17 protein-coding genes and 2 pseudogenes are annotated in these 20,105 nt (G+C 60.5%); 12 read left to right on the top strand and 7 right to left on the bottom strand.

The genetic code is table 11. From position 1 onward, the window contains the following. Window positions 1-29: 29 nt before the first annotated feature. Window positions 30-473, bottom strand: a complete 444-nt coding sequence (locus G6N80_RS01105) for an Rrf2 family transcriptional regulator (protein WP_062553314.1) — start codon at window positions 471-473, stop codon at window positions 30-32. A gap of 153 nt (window positions 474-626) precedes the next feature. On the opposite strand from G6N80_RS01105, the gene G6N80_RS01100 reads away from it, so the two are divergent. Beyond that, window positions 627-1,541, top strand: coding sequence for an NAD(P)/FAD-dependent oxidoreductase (locus tag G6N80_RS01100; protein ID WP_165130691.1), 915 nt, complete (start codon window positions 627-629; stop codon window positions 1,539-1,541). A 261-nt stretch (window positions 1,542-1,802) separates the two neighbouring features. Here the strand turns inward: G6N80_RS01100 and G6N80_RS01095 are convergent, their stop codons facing one another. The 6 genes from G6N80_RS01095 to G6N80_RS01070 all read right to left on the bottom strand — a co-directional run bounded on the left by G6N80_RS01095 (window position 1,803) and on the right by G6N80_RS01070 (window position 8,789). Next, window positions 1,803-3,689 (bottom strand): bifunctional sugar phosphate isomerase/epimerase/4-hydroxyphenylpyruvate dioxygenase family protein, encoded by a 1,887-nt coding sequence (locus tag G6N80_RS01095; RefSeq protein ID WP_165130689.1) that lies wholly within the window; start codon window positions 3,687-3,689, stop codon window positions 1,803-1,805. Further along, window positions 3,689-4,543 (bottom strand): shikimate dehydrogenase family protein, encoded by an 855-nt coding sequence (locus tag G6N80_RS01090; RefSeq protein ID WP_165130687.1) that lies wholly within the window; start codon window positions 4,541-4,543, stop codon window positions 3,689-3,691. The genes G6N80_RS01095 and G6N80_RS01090 overlap by 1 nt, the downstream gene beginning before the upstream one ends. Window positions 4,544-4,558: 15 nt before the next feature. Continuing rightward, entirely contained in the window at window positions 4,559-6,079 is a 1,521-nt protein-coding gene (locus tag G6N80_RS01085) for a tripartite tricarboxylate transporter permease (RefSeq protein ID WP_062553565.1), read from the bottom strand. 4 nt (window positions 6,080-6,083) lie between these two features. Continuing rightward, the gene (locus tag G6N80_RS01080) at window positions 6,084-6,605 is read right to left on the bottom strand and encodes a tripartite tricarboxylate transporter TctB family protein (RefSeq protein WP_062553564.1); all 522 of its coding nucleotides are present in this window, start codon (window positions 6,603-6,605) and stop codon (window positions 6,084-6,086) included. 126 nt (window positions 6,606-6,731) lie between these two features. Continuing rightward, window positions 6,732-7,724 carry a Bug family tripartite tricarboxylate transporter substrate binding protein gene (locus G6N80_RS01075; RefSeq protein ID WP_062553563.1) on the bottom strand — a complete coding sequence of 331 codons (993 nt, stop codon included), beginning with the start codon at window positions 7,722-7,724 and terminating at the stop codon, window positions 6,732-6,734. 141 nt (window positions 7,725-7,865) lie between these two features. Further along, a complete protein-coding gene (locus G6N80_RS01070; protein WP_082547090.1) occupies window positions 7,866-8,789 on the bottom strand; it encodes a LysR family transcriptional regulator in 924 nt (307 codons plus the stop codon). Between the two features lie 251 nt (window positions 8,790-9,040). Between G6N80_RS01070 and G6N80_RS01065 the strand changes: the two are divergent. The 11 genes and pseudogenes from G6N80_RS01065 (at window position 9,041) to G6N80_RS01015 (ending at window position 20,026) form a co-directional block, all read left to right on the top strand. Then, window positions 9,041-10,029: pseudogene (locus tag G6N80_RS01065) on the top strand (IS5 family transposase). Between the two features lie 54 nt (window positions 10,030-10,083). Continuing rightward, window positions 10,084-10,584: pseudogene (locus G6N80_RS01060) on the top strand (SDR family NAD(P)-dependent oxidoreductase); the annotation flags it as partial. Window positions 10,585-10,958: 374 nt separating this feature from the next. After that, window positions 10,959-11,729: a GntR family transcriptional regulator gene (locus G6N80_RS01055; RefSeq protein ID WP_165130683.1), complete on the top strand. Its 771-nt coding sequence runs from the start codon at window positions 10,959-10,961 to the stop codon at window positions 11,727-11,729. Window positions 11,730-11,924: 195 nt separating this feature from the next. Next, entirely contained in the window at window positions 11,925-13,445 is a 1,521-nt protein-coding gene (locus G6N80_RS01050) for an ABC transporter substrate-binding protein (protein WP_165130681.1), read from the top strand. Window positions 13,446-13,541: 96 nt separating this feature from the next. Further along, the gene (locus G6N80_RS01045) at window positions 13,542-14,399 is read left to right on the top strand and encodes a BtpA/SgcQ family protein (RefSeq protein ID WP_165130679.1); all 858 of its coding nucleotides are present in this window, start codon (window positions 13,542-13,544) and stop codon (window positions 14,397-14,399) included. Between the two features lie 6 nt (window positions 14,400-14,405). Then, a complete protein-coding gene (locus G6N80_RS01040; RefSeq protein ID WP_165130677.1) occupies window positions 14,406-15,308 on the top strand; it encodes a ribokinase in 903 nt (300 codons plus the stop codon). 4 nt (window positions 15,309-15,312) lie between these two features. Beyond that, a complete protein-coding gene (locus G6N80_RS01035) occupies window positions 15,313-16,305 on the top strand; it encodes an ABC transporter ATP-binding protein (RefSeq protein WP_165130675.1) in 993 nt (330 codons plus the stop codon). Next, entirely contained in the window at window positions 16,302-17,372 is a 1,071-nt protein-coding gene (locus G6N80_RS01030; protein ID WP_165130673.1) for an ABC transporter ATP-binding protein, read from the top strand. The genes G6N80_RS01035 and G6N80_RS01030 overlap by 4 nt, the downstream gene beginning before the upstream one ends. Window position 17,373: 1 nt before the next feature. After that, on the top strand, window positions 17,374-18,318 hold the full coding sequence (locus G6N80_RS01025; RefSeq protein ID WP_165130671.1) for an ABC transporter permease: 945 nt from the start codon (window positions 17,374-17,376) through the stop codon (window positions 18,316-18,318). Beyond that, the gene (locus G6N80_RS01020) at window positions 18,315-19,157 is read left to right on the top strand and encodes an ABC transporter permease (RefSeq protein WP_165130669.1); all 843 of its coding nucleotides are present in this window, start codon (window positions 18,315-18,317) and stop codon (window positions 19,155-19,157) included. Before G6N80_RS01025 ends, G6N80_RS01020 begins: the two co-directional genes overlap by 4 nt. A gap of 98 nt (window positions 19,158-19,255) precedes the next feature. Continuing rightward, a complete protein-coding gene (locus G6N80_RS01015) occupies window positions 19,256-20,026 on the top strand; it encodes a glutamine amidotransferase (protein ID WP_165130667.1) in 771 nt (256 codons plus the stop codon). Window positions 20,027-20,105 lie beyond the last annotated feature (79 nt).

Below are 20,105 nucleotides of genomic sequence, written 5' to 3'. Positions count from 1 at the left end.
CTGGTCGACTTGGCGGATACGCTTGATCTTCATTCGCAGCGCTGGCCGTACTCTTGGATTACCGCCGGAAAGTCTTTGGCAATATCAGCCAGCGTCACCCCGGCAAACCGGGTGAGCAGCAGTTGCTCGGCTTCTGCGAATACATCTTTCAACGTGGCATTCACCGCCTGCTCAATCAGGCAACCTGGCATGTCATAGGCCGGGCCGACGGCAAAGACGGACGGTTCCCCCACAGCGCGATAGATATCGAGCAATGTCAGATCATCCAGTGGTTTTGCCAGCGTCCAGCCGCCGCCATGGCCCTTTTCGGAATGGACAAACCCCTGTTCACGCAAGCCTGCCATGGTGCGTCGAATGACGACTGGGTTTGCATTCAGCATGGCAGCGATCATGTCCGACGTCATGGGTCCGTCATGATGACCCATATGGATCATCACATGCAGCATTCTGGATAGCCGGCTGTCGTGCCGCATTCGATCATCTCCGTTCAGCATCAAGGCCAAACCATAGGTTCATTATTTGCTTGATACCATGCAAACCGCCTCATGTCACATTTGAGGTATCATGAGCATTGACTCCTTTTCATCTCGCAACTTATGTTGTGTCGAGATTTTGAGGAGCATGTCATGGCCGATCCCATTTACGACGTCATCATCATCGGCGGCAGCTATGCCGGCCTATCCGCCGCCCTCCAGCTCGCCCGTGCCCGCCGCTCGGTCCTGATCATTGATGAGGGCGAGCGTCGCAATCGTTTTGCCAGCCATTCCCACGGTTTCCTGACGCAGGATGGGGTGGATCCCGCCCGCATCGCGGCGGATGCGCGGGCCCAGGTGATGCAGTACCAGACGGTCGGATGGCTGTCCGGTCGGGCGGAGCGTGCAGCGCGAATCGAAATGAATGACGCATCAGGCGCGGGTTTCGAAGTCTTTGCCAATGGCCAGCGGCACATCTCCCGCCGCTTGCTCCTGGCGACCGGCGTGAAAGATATTCTGCCCGCCATGCCAGGCCTTGCGGAACGCTGGGGTAAGTCTGTCTTCCACTGCCCCTATTGTCATGGCTACGAACTGAACAAAGGCCAGATCGGCGTCATCGCCGGATCGGAGCTCTCGATGCATCACGCCCTGATGCTGCCCGATTGGGGCACCACGACGCTACTCCTCAACGACGCGTTCGAACCGACCGCGGAACAGCTTCAAAGCCTTGCCATGCGCGGCGTCAGCATCGAGCGCAGTCCCGTCGAAGCCATCAGCGGCCATGCCGACATCATGCTTGCCGATGGACGCACCTTGTCCTTTGCTGGCCTGTTTGCGCTGGCGCCCTTCGAGATGACCACTCCCATACCCTTGGAGCTTGGACTGGAATTCGAAGAAGGACCCATCGGATCGCCGATTAGGACGGACCCGATGAAGGAAACCAGCATGCCGGGCGTTTTCGCCTGTGGTGATGCCGCGAGGCCGATGGCATCCGTTGCTCTCGCGGTTGGCGATGGAAACCTTGCCGGCGCCGGACTGCACCGCTCGCTGTTGTTCGGCAAGATCTAGACAAAACTTCGTCTTTTGCGTTCCCGAACCTGACCGACTTGTTCCAAGTCGTCCTCGCCTTGAAGGGTATCGAACCTACGGCGCGTCCATAAGACATAGCTTAGTCAATTACTTAGCTGCTCTGAGCGGCTTACGCATAACTATGGAACTTAACTTAAGGTTAATTCGCTGTTGATCGCGAACGGACTCTAATGATCAGACGCGACAAATTTAGTGCAAGACGACTATCGACAGTGAGGCTGCAAGGGAGTCGTTTTTCGTTTACCCGCTTGGTAGCCCGACCGGCCTGGACAATCTACGTTGTGCGGCTATCCGAAAAATCGCATTTGCTGCGCCGTATCCGTTGTAGCCGTTGCGTCGCTCGATGATCTCGAAGAAGAAACCTTCGCCGAAGGTGCGGCTGTAGAGCTGGAAATATTCCCCGTCATGGTCACGATCGTAGAGAATGCTGAGGTCGCGCAGCCGATCAACGAAATCCGGCATTAGGCCGAAGCGGGCCTCTAGATCGTCGTAATAGTTCTGCGAAATCGGCAGCGGCTCCAGGCCACACGTCTTCAGCGCCGTTGCCGTCGCGAAGATATCACCCGTCTGGAATGCGATATGCTGCACGCCCGCGCCAAAACCTTCTGTCAGGAAGTGGCCGGCAAAGGTTTTGCGGCTTTCCGCGCCGTTGATCGTCACGCGGAACCGGCCATCCGCGGCATGGATCGCCTGGCTGCGCACGAGGCCGCCCGGATCGGCAACATCCACCATACCGGACCGACTGACATCGAAGATCGCCGTGTAAAACAGAAGCAGGCTTAGCATCTCGTCGTAACGGGTTGTCTGTGCCAGATGATCAATTCGCGTCAGGCCGGCGCCCGTGGTCGAGGTCGACGCGAGGTCAAACTCCTTCGACCAGATCTCTCCCAGTGCATCGCTGCCATCGATGAAATAGATGATCTCGCCACCGCTGGCGGTGACCGCGGGCACCGCCGCCTCGCCCGGACGACGCGGCTCGGAAAAGACTTCCGCTCCCATCGCAAGCGCCCGTTCAACCGCCCGCCGAGCATCTGCCACGCGCAGACCGAAGGCATAGACGTTGACGCCGTGCACGGAATAGGAGGAACTGGCGATACTGTCCGGATCGTTGTTGATGACGATGCGGATCTCGCCCTGCTGGTAAAGATCGACCTTGCGGTTCTTGTGCTGTCCGGCCTTAACGAAACCGAGCGTCGTCAGGAGTGCCACCAGGTCATCGGCGTCCTCCAGCGAAGCTGCGAACTCGACGAACTCGACGGCCTCCACGGCAATGCGCGGCGGCACCTCGTCAGTCGTGACCTTGAGATCGGGAGCCGCCCGCCTCACGTCATCCATCAGGTTGAGAAGCGAGCGATGGCCATCCTCCGCAATCAGGCGCGCCGAACCGCTGCGGAACTGGTCGTTGAAGATTTCCAACGACAGCGGCCCGTCATAACCGGTGGCAGCAATCGCCGCCATGAAGGGCACGAGCGGCAGATCGCCTTCGCCCGGCATGTTGCGGAAGTGGCGGCTCCAGTAAAGGAGATCCATATCGATCTGCGGCGCATCGGCCAGTTGGACAAAGAAGATCTTGTCGCCGGGGATCGAGCGGATGCTTTCCGGATCGATCTTGCGAGACAGCGTGTGGAAACTGTCGAGGATGAGGCCGATGTTCGGATGATCGGCGCGGCGCACGATTTCCCAGGCATCGCGATGGTCATTGATGTGGCGTCCCCATGCGAGCGCCTCGTAGCCGATGCGCAGGCCGCGCTTTGCGGCCCGTTCGCCAAGCTCGCGGAAATCGGCCGCCGCCCGGTCGATGCCGCCGAGCGAGACGGGAGAGACATTCGAGCAGACCAGCATCAGGTCCGTGCCCAGCTGCTCCATGATGTCGAACTTGCGCTCCGCCCGGTCGAAGCAGCGGCTGCGATAGGGCTCGGGCATGCCTTCAAAATCGCGGAACGGCTGGAAGAGCGAGATCTCCAGCCCGTGATCGCTGACCATGCGCCGGACATCGGCCGGCGAGGCGTCATGGATCAGGAGGTCGTTTTCGAAGATCTCCACCCCGCTGAATCCTGCTTTGGCGATGGCATTCAGTTTCTCCGGCAGGTCACCGCTGATCGAGACGGTCGCGATCGAGGTTTTCATCACACGCTCACTCCCTCACCATGTTTCAAAGCCAGCCGCAAGGCGGCCTGATCCACATCCTGTCCGGTGAACAGGTGGAACGCATCGACGCCCTGGAAGAAAAACAGCTCGTATCCGCTCATGATCGAGAGACCTGCCGCCTTGGCCGCCAGCAGGAACTCCGTATTCACCGGCGTATAGACGGCATCGAATGCCCAGCGCGCGCCGGTGAGGCCGCTCTCCGGCACGGCGGACCCGGCATAGCCGACCATGCCGAGCGGCGTACAGTTGATCAGCCCATCGGCGCCTTCCACGGCATCATCCGCGGATGACGCCACCTCGACGATCAGATCAGGTGCCGCCTGGCTCACGGCCGTGGCAAGCCCCTTGGCCCGCGCCTCATCGCGGTCAAAGAGGTTGAGATGACGGCAACCGAGCTCGATCAGCCCGAAGGCGACCGCCTTGCCCACCCCGCCGGCGCCGATCATGGCCACACGACCGGGCACGGCATCATGGCCGAAGGCTGTGCGGAAACCGCGGACGAAGCCGGTATAATCAGTGTTGAAGCCGCGCGGCGTGCCGGTCCCGAAGAGAACCGTATTGCAGGCTGCGATCTGCCGGATGGCGGGGTCCGCCACATCCAGAACGGAAACGACGCGCTCCTTGTAGGGATAGGTGACGTTGATGCCGGTAAAGCCTTCTGCGCCGCAGAAGGCAAAAACCTCTTCAAAGGTCTGGTTCCGCTGCGGCGGAACCAGACGCTCGTAGGTGACAGTGAGACCGCAAAGACGACCCGCGATCCCATGCAGACGGGGCGACTGTGACGCGGCGATATTATCGCCGATGAGGCCAAGCCGAATTGTCTTTGCGGTCATGCTGGCAATCCCCGATCAGTTGGACTTGATGGCATCGACGGATGTCGGGGCCGCGCCGAAGCGACGCTTCCACCAACGTGTCTGCGTGAAAAGGACGAAGACGATGATGCCGAGAAGCGTCGCCGACAGCGGGCTTGTGAGGATACCAAGCGCAAAGTCCGGCAGGCTCTCGCGCTCGGAGATGATGGCGCGACGCCAGTTGTCGTCCATCAGGCGGCTCAGGATGATACCGAGGATGACAGGAGCCACCTGGTATCCGTAGAGCTTCATGAAGTAGCCGAACACGCCAAATCCAAGCATCCACCAGACATCCGCAACGGAGTTGTTGATCGAGTAAGCGCCGACGACACTGAGCAGCAGGATGAGCGGGAAGAGCACCGCCTTCGGGCATTCGATGATCTTCGTAAAGATGCGGATGCCGGTCAGGCCGAAGATCAGCATGAAGATATCAGCGAGAACGAGGTTGCCGACGGTGAACCAGAACATGTCCGGCTTTTCCAGAAGCAGCAGCGGTCCCGGGTTGAGGCCGTGGATGAACAGCGCGCCGATGATGACGGCGGTGACCGCATCACCCGGAATTCCGAGCGTCAGCATCGGAATATAGGCGCCACCAACGGCGGCATTGTTGGCGCTTTCCGGTGCGATCAGGCCTTCCTTCGCCCCTTGGCCGAAGGGCACTTCCGGGTTCTTGGTGATGCGCTTGGCATGGTCATAGGCCATCAGCGCGGCAATATCCCCGCCGGTGCCCGGGAGTGCGCCGATGATGACGCCGATGCCGGAAGACTGCAGCGTCAGCGACAGGTGGCGCTTGATGTCGCCCCAGAGCGGCACGATGCGATCGATCTTCTGCTTCACCGCCTGGGCGTTCAGGTGATGGATTTGCAGCAGGGCCTCGGAGACCCCGAACATGCCGATCATCAGCGCGATGGAAGAAATGCCGTTCATCAGCGAGACGGAGCCGAAGGTGAAGCGCTGCTCGGCGGTCATGGGGTCAAGCCCGACGGTGCCGAGCAGGATGCCGAAGGCACCGGCAAACACGCCCTTGGCCAGGCTTTCCCCGGACAGCGCACCGACGAGCAGGATGCCCATCACGGCAATCAGCATGTAGTCGCGCGGCTGGAATTTGATGGCGAATTCGCTGATCGTCGGGGCGGCGATGGCCAGCACGACGATGCCAACCAGGCCACCGATGAAGGACATGACCGTCGACAGGCCGATCGCCTGCCCAGCCTCGCCCTTCTTCGCCATCGGGTAGCCGTCAAGGCTGGTAGCAATGGCAGCTGGCGCGCCTGGAATGTTGAGCAGGATGGCCGTTCGCGAACCGCCATAGACGCCCCCCATGAAGATGCCGTTCATCAGCGCCAGCGCCGGGTTCACTTCCCAGCTGAAGGTGAAAGAGATCAGGATCGACACCGCCATGGTGACCGAGAGGCCGGGAATGGCGCCGATATAGATGCCGGCAAAAGCGCCGAGGGCGGTCAGAAACAGGAGATCCGGCTGGATCCACGATGAAAAAAGATAGGTCAAGGCGTCCATGACGTCAGATCCCCGCCGAGAAGAGTGATTGGACCCAGGCAATGATGGCGCGTTCCGGGATCAGACCCTCGGGCAGCACCACCTGGAACACCAGGCGAAACACGACGTAGACGCAAATGATGGAGAGCACCGACAGGCCAAACGCACGCTTGAACCGGCCACCCTGCAGGAACGTGATTGACGCCAGCAGGAAGAGGAAGGATGCCGGGATAAAACCCAGCCAGTCCAGGATCAGGCTGTAGACCAGGATCAGCCCGCAGAACACCACCACCGTTGCCGGCAGGATTTCAGCACGGAGCCGTTCAAGGACGGCTGCTGGAGCGGGCTTTCGTAATGTGTTGGACAGAATGATGGCGAGTGACACGACCATAACCGCAGACATGGCCATCGGAAATGCTCCCGCCGAACTCAGGGCGCTGAAGCCAGAAATGCCATAGGCCTGCCAGAGAAGGAAAAGGCTGCCAATCAGCAGGATGAGCGTGAAGACCACTTCGCCGGGCCGGCGTGTGGTTGGCTGTTCTTGCATGAGATGCTCCCCAGGTCGCGGGGCAGCAAATCCATGGTGCCCGGAACCGTCAAATTAGCGGGTTGATGCAAAATGAGTGGCGGCAACGACCGGTATCAGGACCGGCCGTTGCACTCGAAAACCTCATCAAGGCTTCGGAATGCCGAATTCTTCCGGCGACTTCTTGCCCATGCCGGCATCGTAGACAATCCAGGAGGTCGTCGACTGCCACTTCTTCAGGAAGCTGTTGGCTTCATCACCCGATACGTTCATCGAGACATAACCGCGGTCTGAGAGCAGCTTCTGGAAGGCTTCGTTGTTGGCACCCTTCTTGAAGGCATCCACCAGCTTTGCCTTCACGTCATCCGGGGTTTCCGACTTGACGAAGACGCCGAAGAACGGCCCCCAGGGCAGCAGGTTCTCGAACTGCGGATAATCGGCGGTGATCGGGCGGGCGTCCGGCAGGACGGGGCTTGCCTGCTTGTCGAAGATCGCCAGGATCTTGATGCGGCCGGCCTTCACATGTTCGACGGCAGCGCCGAGAACGGCAGGCATGAATTCGACAGCGCCGCCCTGCATGGCGGTCAGTGCCGGGCCGTCACCATCGAAGGGAACGGCGGTAACCTTGAAGTCCAGCTTGCTGGACAGCATGGAACCGACAACCGACGGCAAACCGCCCGGGCCGGTGGACCCCATGCGCACCTTGCCGGGATTCTTCTGAACGTATTCCACCAGTTCCTTGAAGGTGTTGAACGGTGCGTCCTTGTTTGCCACGATCACCGGAATGCCACGCGCCAGCACGTTGACCGGATAGAAGTTCGAATAGTCGAGATTCGACAGGCCCATGACCTTGTAGAGCTGCGGGTTTTCCGCGCTCATTAACAGGGTATAGCCGTCGGCCGGCTGAGTCGAGACGAATTGGGTAGCAATCACGCCGACGCCGCCGGTCTTGTTGGTCATCACGATCGAACGACCGAGTTCCTTCTCGACATGCGGCGCGACGGAGCGCATCACCAGATCGGTGCTGCCGCCGGCACCCCACTGGATCACGCCTTGCAGGTCCTGTTTCGGAAAATCGTTCGCCATCGCGAAAGATGCGGCCAGGCTGAGGGCAACCGCCCCCATGAGTGTCTTCAGCATAGTGTTCTCCTCCCGTACCCCCGGGCTGTGGTGTTTGAGGTGGCTGCGGATCCTCCTCCGCATGCCCCGGATCCTGCTTGTGCAGGCGTGATCATCTTTTTCTATTCCTTGACATAACGCAAATACCATTTTGAGCATGGATCATGCCGAAATGTTATGAATGATCTGTTTGTTCATATGATCCTCCATCAGGCCTCTCAAGAGCTTCACAAAGCGCTCTGCATAGCTCGAAAGCGCTGCATCTGCACGGAAGGCAACATATGTCTGGAAGGTCGTTTCTTCTTCGATGGGAATGATTGCAAGGCTAGTAGAGCCGATTTCGGCGACCGTGAAGGCGTCAAGCACAGCAACTCCCAGATTATGTTCTACCAACCGGCAGACCGTCGTGCCGAATCGAGCACGAATCGCAATGTCGTAAACCAGGTTCTGCCGGGCAAAGATATCCGCCATGATTGCGCCATACGGATCTTTCGGGTCGATACCGATCAGGGGATACTTGATGATGTCGCGGGCGGAAATACTCTTCTGGGTAGCAATGGGGTGATTGGAAGAGGCGATGCAGACCAGCCGACCGCGCGCCAGAGGTTCGAACACGATGGAGGGATGGTCGAGGCGATAGCTCATCACGACGACCTCTCCCTTGTTCAAAAGCAGGTAATCAATAGCCTCCTCGATCTTGAGGATTTCGAAGTTCAGCTTGATCTGCGGATAGTGTTGGAACAGCTTGGCGACGGCGCGCGGCACCATGACATTTGCGATGCTGGGTACCGATCCGAGCGACAGTTCCACGTCACGACCCCGCTCCAGTTGTGCTATCGAAAATTGCAACTGATCGATCTTGCGATGTACTTCCTCGATCTGCACGAAGACATCACGAGCTTCGGCAGTCGGCACGTACCGCCCACCCTTCTTCACGAAGAGCTTGATGCCGAGCGATCCCTCAATGTGCTTGACGGTGCGGCTGACCCCCGGCTGTGCAACATTCATCAGCCGTGCCGCACCGGCAATCGTACCAGCCACCATGATCGCTCGGATCACCTCAATCTGTCGAAGGGTCAGTGACAAAAGCGTTCTCCCCGAGGCACAAAAATTTCGGTCAACACAGGTCGAAATTACATCGCCATAACGAAACCTACGATGGCCAAGTCTGCTCTGCTCATCATTGATTCTCAAACTGACAATTTTGACAACGGCGCCTTCCCGCGGTGGGTCCGAAGCTACCGCCAACTATATCTGTATGGTGCAGCGTTGGTGCACGGATCATTCATCAACGGTTACGTAGTCGGCTCGAGTGGAAATAACCCGATTGATTGAACATGCCATTCAAACACAACGCCTGCCGCCGCCATCGTATCGGCAAGATCAAGTTCAAGGTAACGAACTGGCCGCAATACGAGGCCGGCCTGCGTCAGCGTGGCAGCCTGACCGTTTGGCTGACGCCGCAGGCACTGTCGTGCTGGCCGGCACCACAACGGACAACACGCGGTGGCCAGCCGCGCTACTGCGATCTGGCAATTGAGACGGCCCTGACGCTTGGGTTGGTGTTCGGGTTGCGGCTGCGCCAGACGGAAGGTTTGCTGACTTCGGTCCTGAAGCTGATGGGCCTTGATCTCGCGTTCCCGATCATACGACCCTGAGCCGTCGTGCGAGCAAGCCGGGCGCGCCGGGCAAGCGGTATGGCGATCGCATCCCTCGGAATGGTCCCATCCACGTCCTCATCGACAGCACCGGTTTGCAGGTCTACGGCGCAGGCCAATGGCTGGAAGAAAAGCATGGTGCCAAATCCCGCAGGGGTTGGCGCAAACTGCACCTGGCGCTGGATGCCGACAGCGGCGACATCATAGCACATGTGATGACCCATCAGGAGGTCGGTGACACTTCACAGGTTGGGCCGCTGCTCGACCAGATCGACACGCCGATTGTCCAGTTCACCGCAGATGGCGCCTATGACGGTGAGCCAACCTACGACGCTGTCACTAGGCACAGTCCTGACGCGGCGGTGGTCATTCCGCCGCGGGCCAATGCGCTGGAACGCGAGCACGACGATCCCAAAAATCAACGAAACCAACATATCGCGGCGATCAACGCCGATGGAAGAATGAAGTGGCAGATCGCCACCAACTACGGAAAACGCTCACTGGTGGAGACCGCCATCGGTCGTTACAAATCGATCATTGGCCGCCGGTTGCGGGCGCGCTCATTCGCGGCACAGCAGACGGAGGTCGCCATCAGCTGCGCCGTCCTCAATCGAATGCTGGCATGCGCACGCCCGAGATCCGTCCGGTGCAAAACCGTTACCGCATAGCCACTGCATCATAGACAGAAATCCGTTCAGTCAGCGATCCATGCACCAACGCCCGGCATCATGCCCTTCGACGACGCGGGTTCGAAGATTGACGACGACGTGTCTCGCCGGATCATCGACACCAACCTTTTGGGACCGATCCGCCTGACATCGGCGCTGATCGATCACCTGAAGAGCCAGCCGGCGGCAACCATCATCCACAACACGTCGGTGCTGGCCTACGTGCCGCTCGCATCGACGGCTGTCTATTCGGCCAGCAAGGCGGCGCTGCATTCCTATGCGCTCTCGCAGCGCTTCCAACTGCGCGACACCTCGGTCCGCGTTCAGGAAATCGCGCCGCCATGGGTGGATACGGATCTGATCAAGAAGAGCGGCGACCCCCGCGCCATGCCGCTCGATATCTTCATTGAGAAGACGATTGCCAAGCTTGCCACCGACGCCCCGGAGATCATTGTCGACGAGATCCAGAGCTTCCGTGACAATCCGGGCAGCGGCGAACATGCGCTGGTGCATGGCTTCAACCAAGCGCTGGTCGAAAGCCCAATTCCGGTCTGACCTCAACAACACCACCGCGCCTCCTGAAGGCGCGTTGGTTCTTCCTTCTTGTAACAAATTATAAGGCAGCGCCTGAACCAATTCGAACCACCGACACCGTCACTGGTAAATCCAACACGGGTCTATCTGGCATTAGTTCCGGACGTGCCCTCGAGCGCGCGCTTCAAATGGCCGCCGAGAACAAATTCCTACTTTTCGCTTGGCAGGTACTGCGCTTGGACGGTCACCTCCTCACCACCCGCCATCGGCGCGGCAGTAGTCTATTTTGTTCCGCGACGGTTCGAGCCGCACAAGACGAGATTGGCTGGGTACAAACTTATGCCCAAAAGCTAAGCGCAAAGCGAAATGCTCAAAAATAGCCTTTACAAAATGTCATGACGTTATACTCTATCGCCATGAGCTGGAATGATACCGATCTTGAAGAAAGTCCGATACCACGCTGGTCGCAGATTGCGGACCGGTTGCGGACGGACATCGAGAGCGGCAGTTTCAAGCCCGGCGATGTTCTGCCGGGGGAAGCGGAGATCAACAAGCGCTTCGGTGTCAGCCGGAGTACCTCACGGGCAGCTTTGGACTATTTGGAAACCGAAGGTCTCATCAAGCGACGCTCCGGCGTCGGGTCGATCGTCATCGAACCGCGTGTCGAGCGTCCGTTGAACCAGATCTCCTCGTTTTCGGAAGACATGCGTCGGCGCGGTCTGACCCCTGGCTATCGAACACGATCCGTCAAGGTCGTGTCCGCCAGTGCGGCAATCGCTTTGGAGCTACAACTCCAGCCCGGCGACGACGTGGTGGAGATCGACAGGACAATGCTGGCGGACGGCACGCCGCTTGCAACCTCGATCACATATCTGCGCCCGCAACTGTTCAAGAAGTCGGGTATTCCGACGATCGAGGAACTGGATAGCGGCTCGCTTTACGAAAGACTGCGGCGCGACGACATCGTTTTCGCCGGTGGCGACGAACGCATCGAAGCCGCAATGGCCGACACCATGACGGCCCGCATCCTCAACGTCCGGCAGCCGGCGGTCGTGCTGATCTGCCACCGAACCTCCTGGATGCCCGACAGGCAGCCAGTGGAATACGTCGTTCTGCACTATCTCGCAGAACGCTACAGCTTCCACGTGAAGCTCATCAAAGCCTGACAGCTCGAAAGGCTGATCGCAACACAGGAGCCCGCGGCTTGGTCGGGGGCTCTGCCGGCTATCCGTGCCGTCTCGGAGCCGTCGATACTCACAATATTCGTATCCATCTGTCCCGACGGGCTTCCCGGCGCAGGGCAGGTGCGTCCCGAAGAATACTGAACACAGAACAACAATAATAATCGCCAGAGAAGGAACATGACGTTGACGACTATACGCAGCTCGTTTCTGGGCCTAGCAGCCCTCTCCCTATCTCTTTTGCCCGTCGCAGCTTCCGCTCAGACGCCCGAAAAAGGCGGCACGCTGAACATCGGCGTCGTCTCGGATCCCGTGACGCTGGATCCCGCCTTCTTCGCCTCCTATTTCGAGCTCTACGAGCAATACCTGATTTACGAACCCCTGCTCACCATGACGCCGGATCTCAAGGTCGTCCCGGGCATCGCCAGTTACAAACAGGTCGATGACCTCACCTACACGTTCGAGATCAAGCCGGGCGTGACGTTTCAGGACGGAACCGCTTACGACGCCGCGGCCGCGAAGTTCAATCTCGACCGCATGCTTGACCAAAAGACCGGTTCGCCGCGTCGCTCGGACCTCGGCCCGATCGCATCGGTTGAGGTTACGGGGCCGCTTGCTTTCACCGTCAAGTTCTCTCAGCCCTACGCGCAGTTTCCCTTGGTGATGACGAACCGTGCGGGCCTTTTCGTCTCGCCGACCGCGCTGCAGAAACTCGGTCCTGATTTCGCAACCAAGGGGGTTGGTGCCGGACCTTTTAAGCTCGATAGCTGGACCAAAAACGGCCAGATGGTGCTCTCTGCCTTCGACGGCTATTACAAGGGACGTGCCCCCCTCGACAAGGTCATCATTCGACCAATCCCTGACGAAACGCTGCGCACGGCCGGCCTGAAAAGTGGCGATCTCCAACTGGTCGACATCGTCCCGCCGCAGAGCCTGGCGCAGATCAAGACCGATCCATCTGTCAATGTGGCCGACATTCCGGGCCTCGGCTTCAATGCCTTCTCGATCAACAATACCAAGCCCCCCTTCAACGATATGAAGGTCCGTCAGGCGCTGCTGTATTCCGTGGACAAGGACGTCGTGAACAAGGTGGCCTACTTCAATACTGGTTCGCCTGCCTTTGGCCCCGTTCCACCACCGATCACCTGGGCGTTCGATCCGAACTTCAAGCCCTACAAGCGTGACGTTGCAAAGGCCAGACAACTGCTAGCCGAGGCAGGCCATCCGGACGGTGTGCCGTTCGCGATCACCGTCGTCGCCTCGCCCCTGCAGCTTCGCATCGCACAGATCATCCAGGCGCAGGCGCAGGAAGCCGGCTTCAAGGTCTCGGTTCGTCAGGTTGACGCGACAAGCCTGATCTCGGTCCTTCAGAAAAAGGACTTCGATATCTCCTGGTCGCCCTGGACCGGTCGTCCGGACCCGGATGGCAACATGTACAACTGGTTCACCAAAGGGGGTCCGAACAACTTCTCGGGCTACAGCAATGATGACGTCGACAGCCTTATGAAAAAGGCACGTGTCAGCGCTGACCAGACCGAACGCGCTGCGATGTACAGGCAGGCACAGCAGATCATTTCCGACGATGCCGGAATGCTGTTCCTCCATTTTGACTCAACGCTGCAAGGCTCGACCAAGAAGCTTCACTGGACGCCCTACCCAGACACCGCCTTCCGCCTCGGCGACGCGTGGCTCCAGAAGTGATCCCTTCCGCTCTCCGTTAACTTCACGACACACCGTCGCGCGCCCTGATGCTTCGCGACGGTGCCAAAAAGACTGCAAAATCAAAAAGGCAACCAGATGAGTGAAACACCAAAGGCTAAACCGGTCTTCCGCGTGAAGCCCAATGCCATCGAACAGATTTTCGGCCGCCGCAAGGCCGTCATCGGAGTGATCCATTCCCTCGCTCTTCCCGGCTCACCGGATTATGACGGTCAGCCGATGTCCGAGATTGTTGATTTTGCCGTTGCCGAGGCAGAGCGTTACAAGGCCGGCGGTGTCGATGGCCTGATCGTCGAGAACCACGGCGATATCCCGTTCGCCAAGCCGAACAATCTCGGCCCGGAAACCGCCGCTTCGATGGCTGTCATGACTGATGCGGTGCGTCGTGCAACCGGCATTCCGGTCGGCGTTAATGTTCTGGCCAACGGGGCAATCCAGGCGATTGCCGTCGCCAAGGCCGCTGGCGCCGCCTTCGTGCGCGTCAACCAGTGGTCCAATGCCTATGTCGCAAACGAAGGCCTGATGGACGGACCTGCCGGCGAAGCTGCGCGCTACCGTGCGTACCTCCGCGCCCGCGACATCAAGATCTTTGCCGACGTGCACGTCAAGCACGGCGCCCATGCGATCACCGGCGACCGCACCATCCAGGAACTTGCCCGCGACAACGAATTCTTCGACGCCGACGTAGCGATCGCCACAGGCCAGCGCACCGGCGATTCCGCCACCATGGAAGAGCTCCAGACCATCGATAGCGGCACGTCGCTTCCCGTCGCCGTCGGCTCCGGCGTCACGCCAGACAATGTCGGCGATATATTCTCGGTCGCAGACGCCGTCATCGTCGCAAGCTACCTGAAACGCGATGGCGTCTGGTGGAACCCGGTCGATCCCGAGCGCCTGAACGTCTTTATGCAGGCCGTCAAGAAGGCAAGGAGTTGACCGCCCGTGGCTAAGGTCCTTGTACTCGGCAATGCCGGGCTCGATATCAGCCTGCAGATGCCACGCCTGCCCGAGCGGGGCGAAACTCTGCTCGGCGACGGTGCCATACGTGCGCCTGGCGGCAAGGGCCTTAATCAGGCGGTCGTTGCCGCCCGCGCCGGGGCCGATACGCGCTTTGCCGGCCCGATCGGCAATGACGGCATGGGCGAGGAGATCATCCGAATCCTCGGTGCCGAACAAAACCTGGTCTTCGAACCGCAGCGGTCGGAAGGCTCAAGCGATTTTTCGCTCCTGATGGTCTTGCCCGATGGCGAAAACAGCATCGTCACGGCCGGCGCCTGTGCCGCCGCCTTCTCTCAAGAAGCCGCGTCCCGCTTCGCCGCCAACACTGAGGCAGGCGATATCTTCCTTGCCCAGGGAAATCTGACGCAGGAGACGACACTTGCAGGGTTCAAGGCCGCACGCGACCGTGGCGCCTATACGGTCTTCAACCCGGCCCCGATCTGGTGGGATGCCACGCCGCTGCTTGCCCACTGCGATATTCTTGTCGTCAATCGCGGTGAGGCCGAAGCCATCAGTGGTCTGGATGATCCCCGTGCTGCGGCTGCAAGGCTTCACGAACGAGGCGCAAAAACCACCATCATCACGCTCGGTGGCGACGGCTGTCTGGTGCACTCGAGCCGCACCACTCGGCACCACGAAGCGATTGCCGTCAAGGTCAGGGACACGACCGGCTGCGGCGACACGTTTTGCGGCGCGCTGTGCGCGACCCTCTCGCTCGGCCATTCGTTGGAGAAAGCGATCGCCTATGCCCAATCTGCTGCATCCATCACGGCCACACGTCCCGGCGCCTTCCGCGCACTGCCCAGCCCTGCCGAACTCTCCGCCCTTTGCAAAACGGAGGCCTGACGTGATGGCGCAAACAGAACAGAACCTTCTTCTGGACATCGATCGCATGTCTGTGGCCCTCGGTCCGCCGGGCAAGCGAGTTCGGATCGTGAGGGATGTTTCGCTGGAAATTGCCCCTGGCCGCATCACTTGCGTTGTCGGAGAGTCAGGATCCGGCAAGAGCGTTTTCGCCATGTCGCTGATGCGGTTAATGTCGGACGATATTTCGGAAATGACGGCAGAGAAGGCGCTGTTCGAAGGCCAGGATCTCAAGACTCTGACCGAACGCGACATGCTCAAGCTGCGCGGCAGCCGCATCGCGATGATCTTTCAAGAGCCGATGACCAGTCTTAATCCGGTCTTTACAATCGGGGACCAGATTGCCGAGGCAGTCCAGCTTCATCAGAAGGTGTCCGCGGCCGAAGCTCGGCAAAAAGCGCTCGCGGCTTTGCAGAGCGTTCATATTCCTGCCGCCGAGCGCCGGCTCGATGCCTATCCACACGAGCTGTCAGGCGGCATGCGCCAGCGCGTGATGATCGCCATGGCGCTGGCCTGCGAACCGTCGCTGCTGATCGCCGACGAGCCGACGACGGCGCTCGACGTGACCATTCAGGCACAGATCCTCGCCTTGCTGATGGAGCTTCGTGAGCGCTCCGGTATGGGCATCCTGTTCATCACCCACAATCTTGGCGTGGTCTCGGAAATCGCCGACGACGTGGCGGTCATGTATGCCGGTCGCATCGTCGAAAGGGCGCCGGCCGCCTCTCTGTTTACCGATGCCCAGCACCCTTATACGCTCGCCCTCCTGGCAGCGATGCCGCATCTGGGCGCGACGGTGGAACGCCTCGAGCCTATCCTCGGCCGCATGCCGCCGCCCTGGGAGGAGGAACTCGGCTGCCGTTTCGCGCCGCGCTGTCCGTTTGCGGCACCCGAATGCGCCAAGCTTCCGCCACTGCGCGAGATTGGCGTCGACCACCATGTCGCCTGCTGGCGCGCGCCCGTGGAGGACCTGGCATGACGCCCTTGCTCGCCGCCGAAAATTTGGTGAAATCGTTTTCCGTCTCCACCGGCTGGGGAAAGCCGAAGCGCTTTTATGCGGTCGACACTGTCAGCATTTCAGTCGAGCGTGGCCGCACGCTTGCGGTCGTCGGTGAATCCGGCTGCGGCAAGAGCACGGTCGGCTCCCTGCTGCTGCGCCTTCAGGATCCCGACAGCGGCAGCATCCGTCTCGACGGCGAGGATGCCATGGCTCTCGACAGCAATGGCCTTCGCCGCTTTCGTCGGCGGGTTCAGGTCGTCTTTCAGGATCCCTTTGCATCGCTCGATCCTCGCGAACGCATTCGCGAGGTCCTGGTCCGCCCCATGCTGCTGCATCGGCTTTGCGACAGGCCGGAAGCATCGAAGCGCGCCGCCGCCTTGATGGAAGCGGTCGGTCTGTCCGCCGAACAGCTGGACCGCTTCCCTCACCAGTTTTCCGGCGGCCAGAGGCAGCGCGTCGCGATCGCCCGGGCGCTGTCGGTGCAGCCGGATCTGATTATCTGCGATGAGCCGGTGTCAGCGCTTGATGTTTCCGTGCAGGCGCAGGTCGTCAACCTTCTGCAGGACCTGCAGCGCGATACCGGCGTCGCCTTCATCTTCATCTCGCACGATCTCGCCGTCGTTCGCCATCTGGCCCACGATGTCGCGGTCATGTATTCGGGCCGGATCGTCGAGCAGGCGCCGACCCGCGAACTCTTCGACAATCCCAGGCATCCCTATACCCGGGCGCTTCTGGCCGCCGCACCCCGCGTCGAGATCCAGAGAAAATCGCATGTGCTTCTGACCGGCGAGCCACCTGATCCGACCAACCGCATCGCCGGTTGCCGGTTCGCCGCGCGCTGTCCCTATGTGCAGGACCGATGCACGCAGGAGGAGCCGCCACTCATGCCCGTGAATGCGGCCCACCTGTCGGCCTGTTTCTTCGCCACGACGCTTCCGCAGGTCGAAACGCTCCCAGACACCCTGCCGGGCACGTCCGCCTCTGCCCGCATGGCCGCCTATCGCCGCGCTCGTGACCGCCAAACGCAACAGGCTGAGGACATCTGACATGAAGCTGATCGTTACCCGCGTCCTCTCGGTCATTCCGGTGCTCTTCGGCCTCTGCGTGCTCTCCTACACGCTGCTCGCGATGATCCCCGGAGATCCGATCACCGCCATGCTCGGCATGGATGCCACGCCGGAAGCGATCGCCGCGCTGCGCGCAAAATTTGCTCTAGACGAGCCCTTGCCGCTCCGGTTTATCTCCTGGTTCGGGCATCTTCTGATCGGCGATCTCGGTCGTTCCATCCAGTCGGGCCGACCGGTCCTCAGCATGGTCATGACCGCCATGGTGCCGACCATGCAGCTCGGCCTAGCGGCGCTTTTGATCTCGCTCGTCATCGCCATTCCGGCCGGAGTGATTTCCGCGGCACGCCGCAACAGCGTCGCCGATTATAGCGTCTCGCTGATTTCGCTGGCAGGCCTTTCGCTGCCAAGCTTCTGGCTGGCGATCCTGCTTGTCCTCTTCCTGTCTATCCGTCTGCAGATTTTCCCCTCCTCCGGCTATGTGCCTATCGGGGAAGATCCCGTTGGCGCTTTACGCCACATCACCCTGCCGGCGATCACCCTCGGTGTCGCCATGGCCGCGTCGACCATGCGCATGACCCGCGCCGCCATGCTGGACGTGCTGAATGCGGACTATGTCCGTACGGCGCGCGCCAAGGGCCTGCCCTTTCGACGTGTGGTCTGGAAACATGCGCTGCGCAACGCGCTGATCCCGGTCACGACGCTGGTCGGCCTGCAGCTCGGCCAGTTGATGGGCGGCGTGGTGGTAACGGAGACGGTGTTCGCTTGGCCGGGCATCGGCAAGCTGACGGTCGATGCGATCTTCGCGCGTGACTATCCCGTGGTGCAAGGCGCCATCCTGGCATCCGCCGTACTCTTCGTCTTCATCAATCTTGCCACCGACCTTCTTTACGCGACGCTCGATCCCAGACTGAGGAAACGTGCATGACCACAGCTCCCGCATCTCACTCGTTGATACGCCGTCTTGTGGAAGACAGCCGCAGTGCCTTCGGCATGGCGCTGGTCAGCATCCTTGTCCTGGCTGCCGTGTTCGGACCGGTCTTGTCCACCTATGCGCCTGACGCTGCCGACTTCATGGCGACGCTTGCCCCACCGTCCGCCGATCATTTTCTCGGTACCGACGATCTCGGTCGCGACGTGCTGTCGCGTATCCTGTCCGGTGCACGGGTATCGCTGCTTGTCGGCGTGATCAGCGTCGGTGGCGCGGTTCTTGTCGGCCTGCCGATCGGCCTTCTGGCCGGCTATCTGGGCGGCAGAACAGATGCGGTCCTGATGCGCTGCATGGACGTTCTACTGGCCTTTCCGGGCATCCTGCTGGCACTCGGCATCACAGCGGCGCTTGGCGCGTCGCTTACCAACACGATCATCGCGATCGCCGTCATCAACACGCCGACCATCGCCCGGGTGACCCGCGCCCAGACCATGTTGGTCTCCAGCCTCGATTACGTGAAGGCGAACCGGGCGCTCGGCTTTAGCAATCTGACGATCATGACCCGCAACGTTTTGCCCAATGCCCTGTCGCCGGTCCTGGTCCAAGCATCGCTGCTGCTTGCCTCGTCGATCATCACGGAGTCCTATCTTTCCTTCCTCGGTCTTGGCGTCCAGCCGCCGACCCCGACCTGGGGCAGCATGCTGCGTGATGCGATCAGCTTTATCGACCAGGCAACCTGGCTCGCCTGGTTTCCGGGTGCTGCAATCTTCCTGACTGTGCTCGGCTTCAACATCTTCGGCGATGGTTTACGCGACCGTCTCGATCCGCGCGACTGATCCGTTGAACATTGCACCCACCCATCTCCACCTCGCTCAAAGCGCAACCAGCGCCAGTCAGAGCGACAATTCAACTCCCCCACGAGGACCGGTAAGACATGACCAAGAAAGTTCTTCTCGTCGGCGAAAGCTGGATCAGCTCCGCCACCCACTACAAGGGCTTCGACCAGTTCGGCAGCGTCACCTTCCACCTCGGCGCCGAGCCTCTGGTCAAGGCGCTAGAAGGCAGCGAGTTCGAATTGACCTATATGCCGGCTCATGACGCCGTGGAGAAATTCCCCTTCGATATGGCCGGCCTCGACGCCTACGATGCCATCATCCTCTCGGATATCGGCGCCAATTCGCTGCTGCTGCCGCCGGCCGTATGGCTGCAGTCCAAGACCGTGCCGAACCGGCTGAAGCTCATCAAGGCCTGGGTGGAGAAAGGCGGAGGCCTGCTGATGGTCGGCGGATATTTCTCGTTTCAGGGCATCGATGGCAAGGCACGCTGGCGCCGCACGGCCGTAGAGGACACGCTGCCCGTCACCTGCCTGCCCTATGACGATCGGGTGGAAATACCTGAAGGTTCGACCGCCGTCGTCCTCAAGCCCGAACATCCGATCATGGCCGGCCTCGGCGGCGAATGGCCTCTGCTTCTGGGCGTCAACGAGGTGGAGGTCCGCGACCGCGCCGACGTGGACGTGCTCGCCCGCCTGCCCGAAGACCAGGGCGGCCATCCGCTCCTGGTGACCGGCACCCATGGCCAAGGCCACACCGTGGCATGGACCTCGGACATCGGCCCTCACTGGCTTTCGCCGGCATTCTGCGAATGGGCCGGTTACGCCAGGCTCTGGAAGAATATCCTCGGCTGGATGACCGAAGCACGCTGACGGCAGCGTACCACAAGACAAGCGGCCGGCCGGATACGAGACCACCGGCCGGCCGCCGATACCCCATCTTCGCAGATCA

The organism is Rhizobium rhizoryzae, assembly GCF_011046895.1.
Classification (GTDB): Bacteria; Pseudomonadota; Alphaproteobacteria; order Rhizobiales; family Rhizobiaceae; genus Neorhizobium; species Neorhizobium rhizoryzae.
This window is presented reverse-complemented; position numbering and strand designations above follow the sequence as displayed.

Excerpts from the sequence above, each read along its gene's own strand:
- G6N80_RS01050 (WP_165130681.1), top strand. The coding sequence starts at position 11,925 with ATGACGTTGACGACTATACGCAGCTCGTTTCTGGGCCTAGCAGCCCTC.
- G6N80_RS01035 (WP_165130675.1), top strand. The coding sequence starts at position 15,313 with ATGGCGCAAACAGAACAGAACCTTCTTCTGGACATCGATCGCATGTCT.
- G6N80_RS01090 (WP_165130687.1), bottom strand. The coding sequence starts at position 4,543 with ATGACCGCAAAGACAATTCGGCTTGGCCTCATCGGCGATAATATCGCC.
- G6N80_RS01020 (WP_165130669.1), top strand. The coding sequence starts at position 18,315 with ATGACCACAGCTCCCGCATCTCACTCGTTGATACGCCGTCTTGTGGAA.
- G6N80_RS01025 (WP_165130671.1), top strand. The coding sequence starts at position 17,374 with ATGAAGCTGATCGTTACCCGCGTCCTCTCGGTCATTCCGGTGCTCTTC.
- G6N80_RS01085 (WP_062553565.1), bottom strand. The coding sequence starts at position 6,079 with ATGGACGCCTTGACCTATCTTTTTTCATCGTGGATCCAGCCGGATCTC.
- G6N80_RS01045 (WP_165130679.1), top strand. The coding sequence starts at position 13,542 with ATGAGTGAAACACCAAAGGCTAAACCGGTCTTCCGCGTGAAGCCCAAT.
- G6N80_RS01095 (WP_165130689.1), bottom strand. The coding sequence starts at position 3,689 with ATGAAAACCTCGATCGCGACCGTCTCGATCAGCGGTGACCTGCCGGAG.
- G6N80_RS01015 (WP_165130667.1), top strand. The coding sequence starts at position 19,256 with ATGACCAAGAAAGTTCTTCTCGTCGGCGAAAGCTGGATCAGCTCCGCC.
- G6N80_RS01030 (WP_165130673.1), top strand. The coding sequence starts at position 16,302 with ATGACGCCCTTGCTCGCCGCCGAAAATTTGGTGAAATCGTTTTCCGTC.
- G6N80_RS01075 (WP_062553563.1), bottom strand. The coding sequence starts at position 7,724 with ATGCTGAAGACACTCATGGGGGCGGTTGCCCTCAGCCTGGCCGCATCT.
- G6N80_RS01100 (WP_165130691.1), top strand. The coding sequence starts at position 627 with ATGGCCGATCCCATTTACGACGTCATCATCATCGGCGGCAGCTATGCC.
- G6N80_RS01055 (WP_165130683.1), top strand. The coding sequence starts at position 10,959 with ATGACGTTATACTCTATCGCCATGAGCTGGAATGATACCGATCTTGAA.
- G6N80_RS01105 (WP_062553314.1), bottom strand. The coding sequence starts at position 473 with ATGCGGCACGACAGCCGGCTATCCAGAATGCTGCATGTGATGATCCAT.
- G6N80_RS01080 (WP_062553564.1), bottom strand. The coding sequence starts at position 6,605 with ATGCAAGAACAGCCAACCACACGCCGGCCCGGCGAAGTGGTCTTCACG.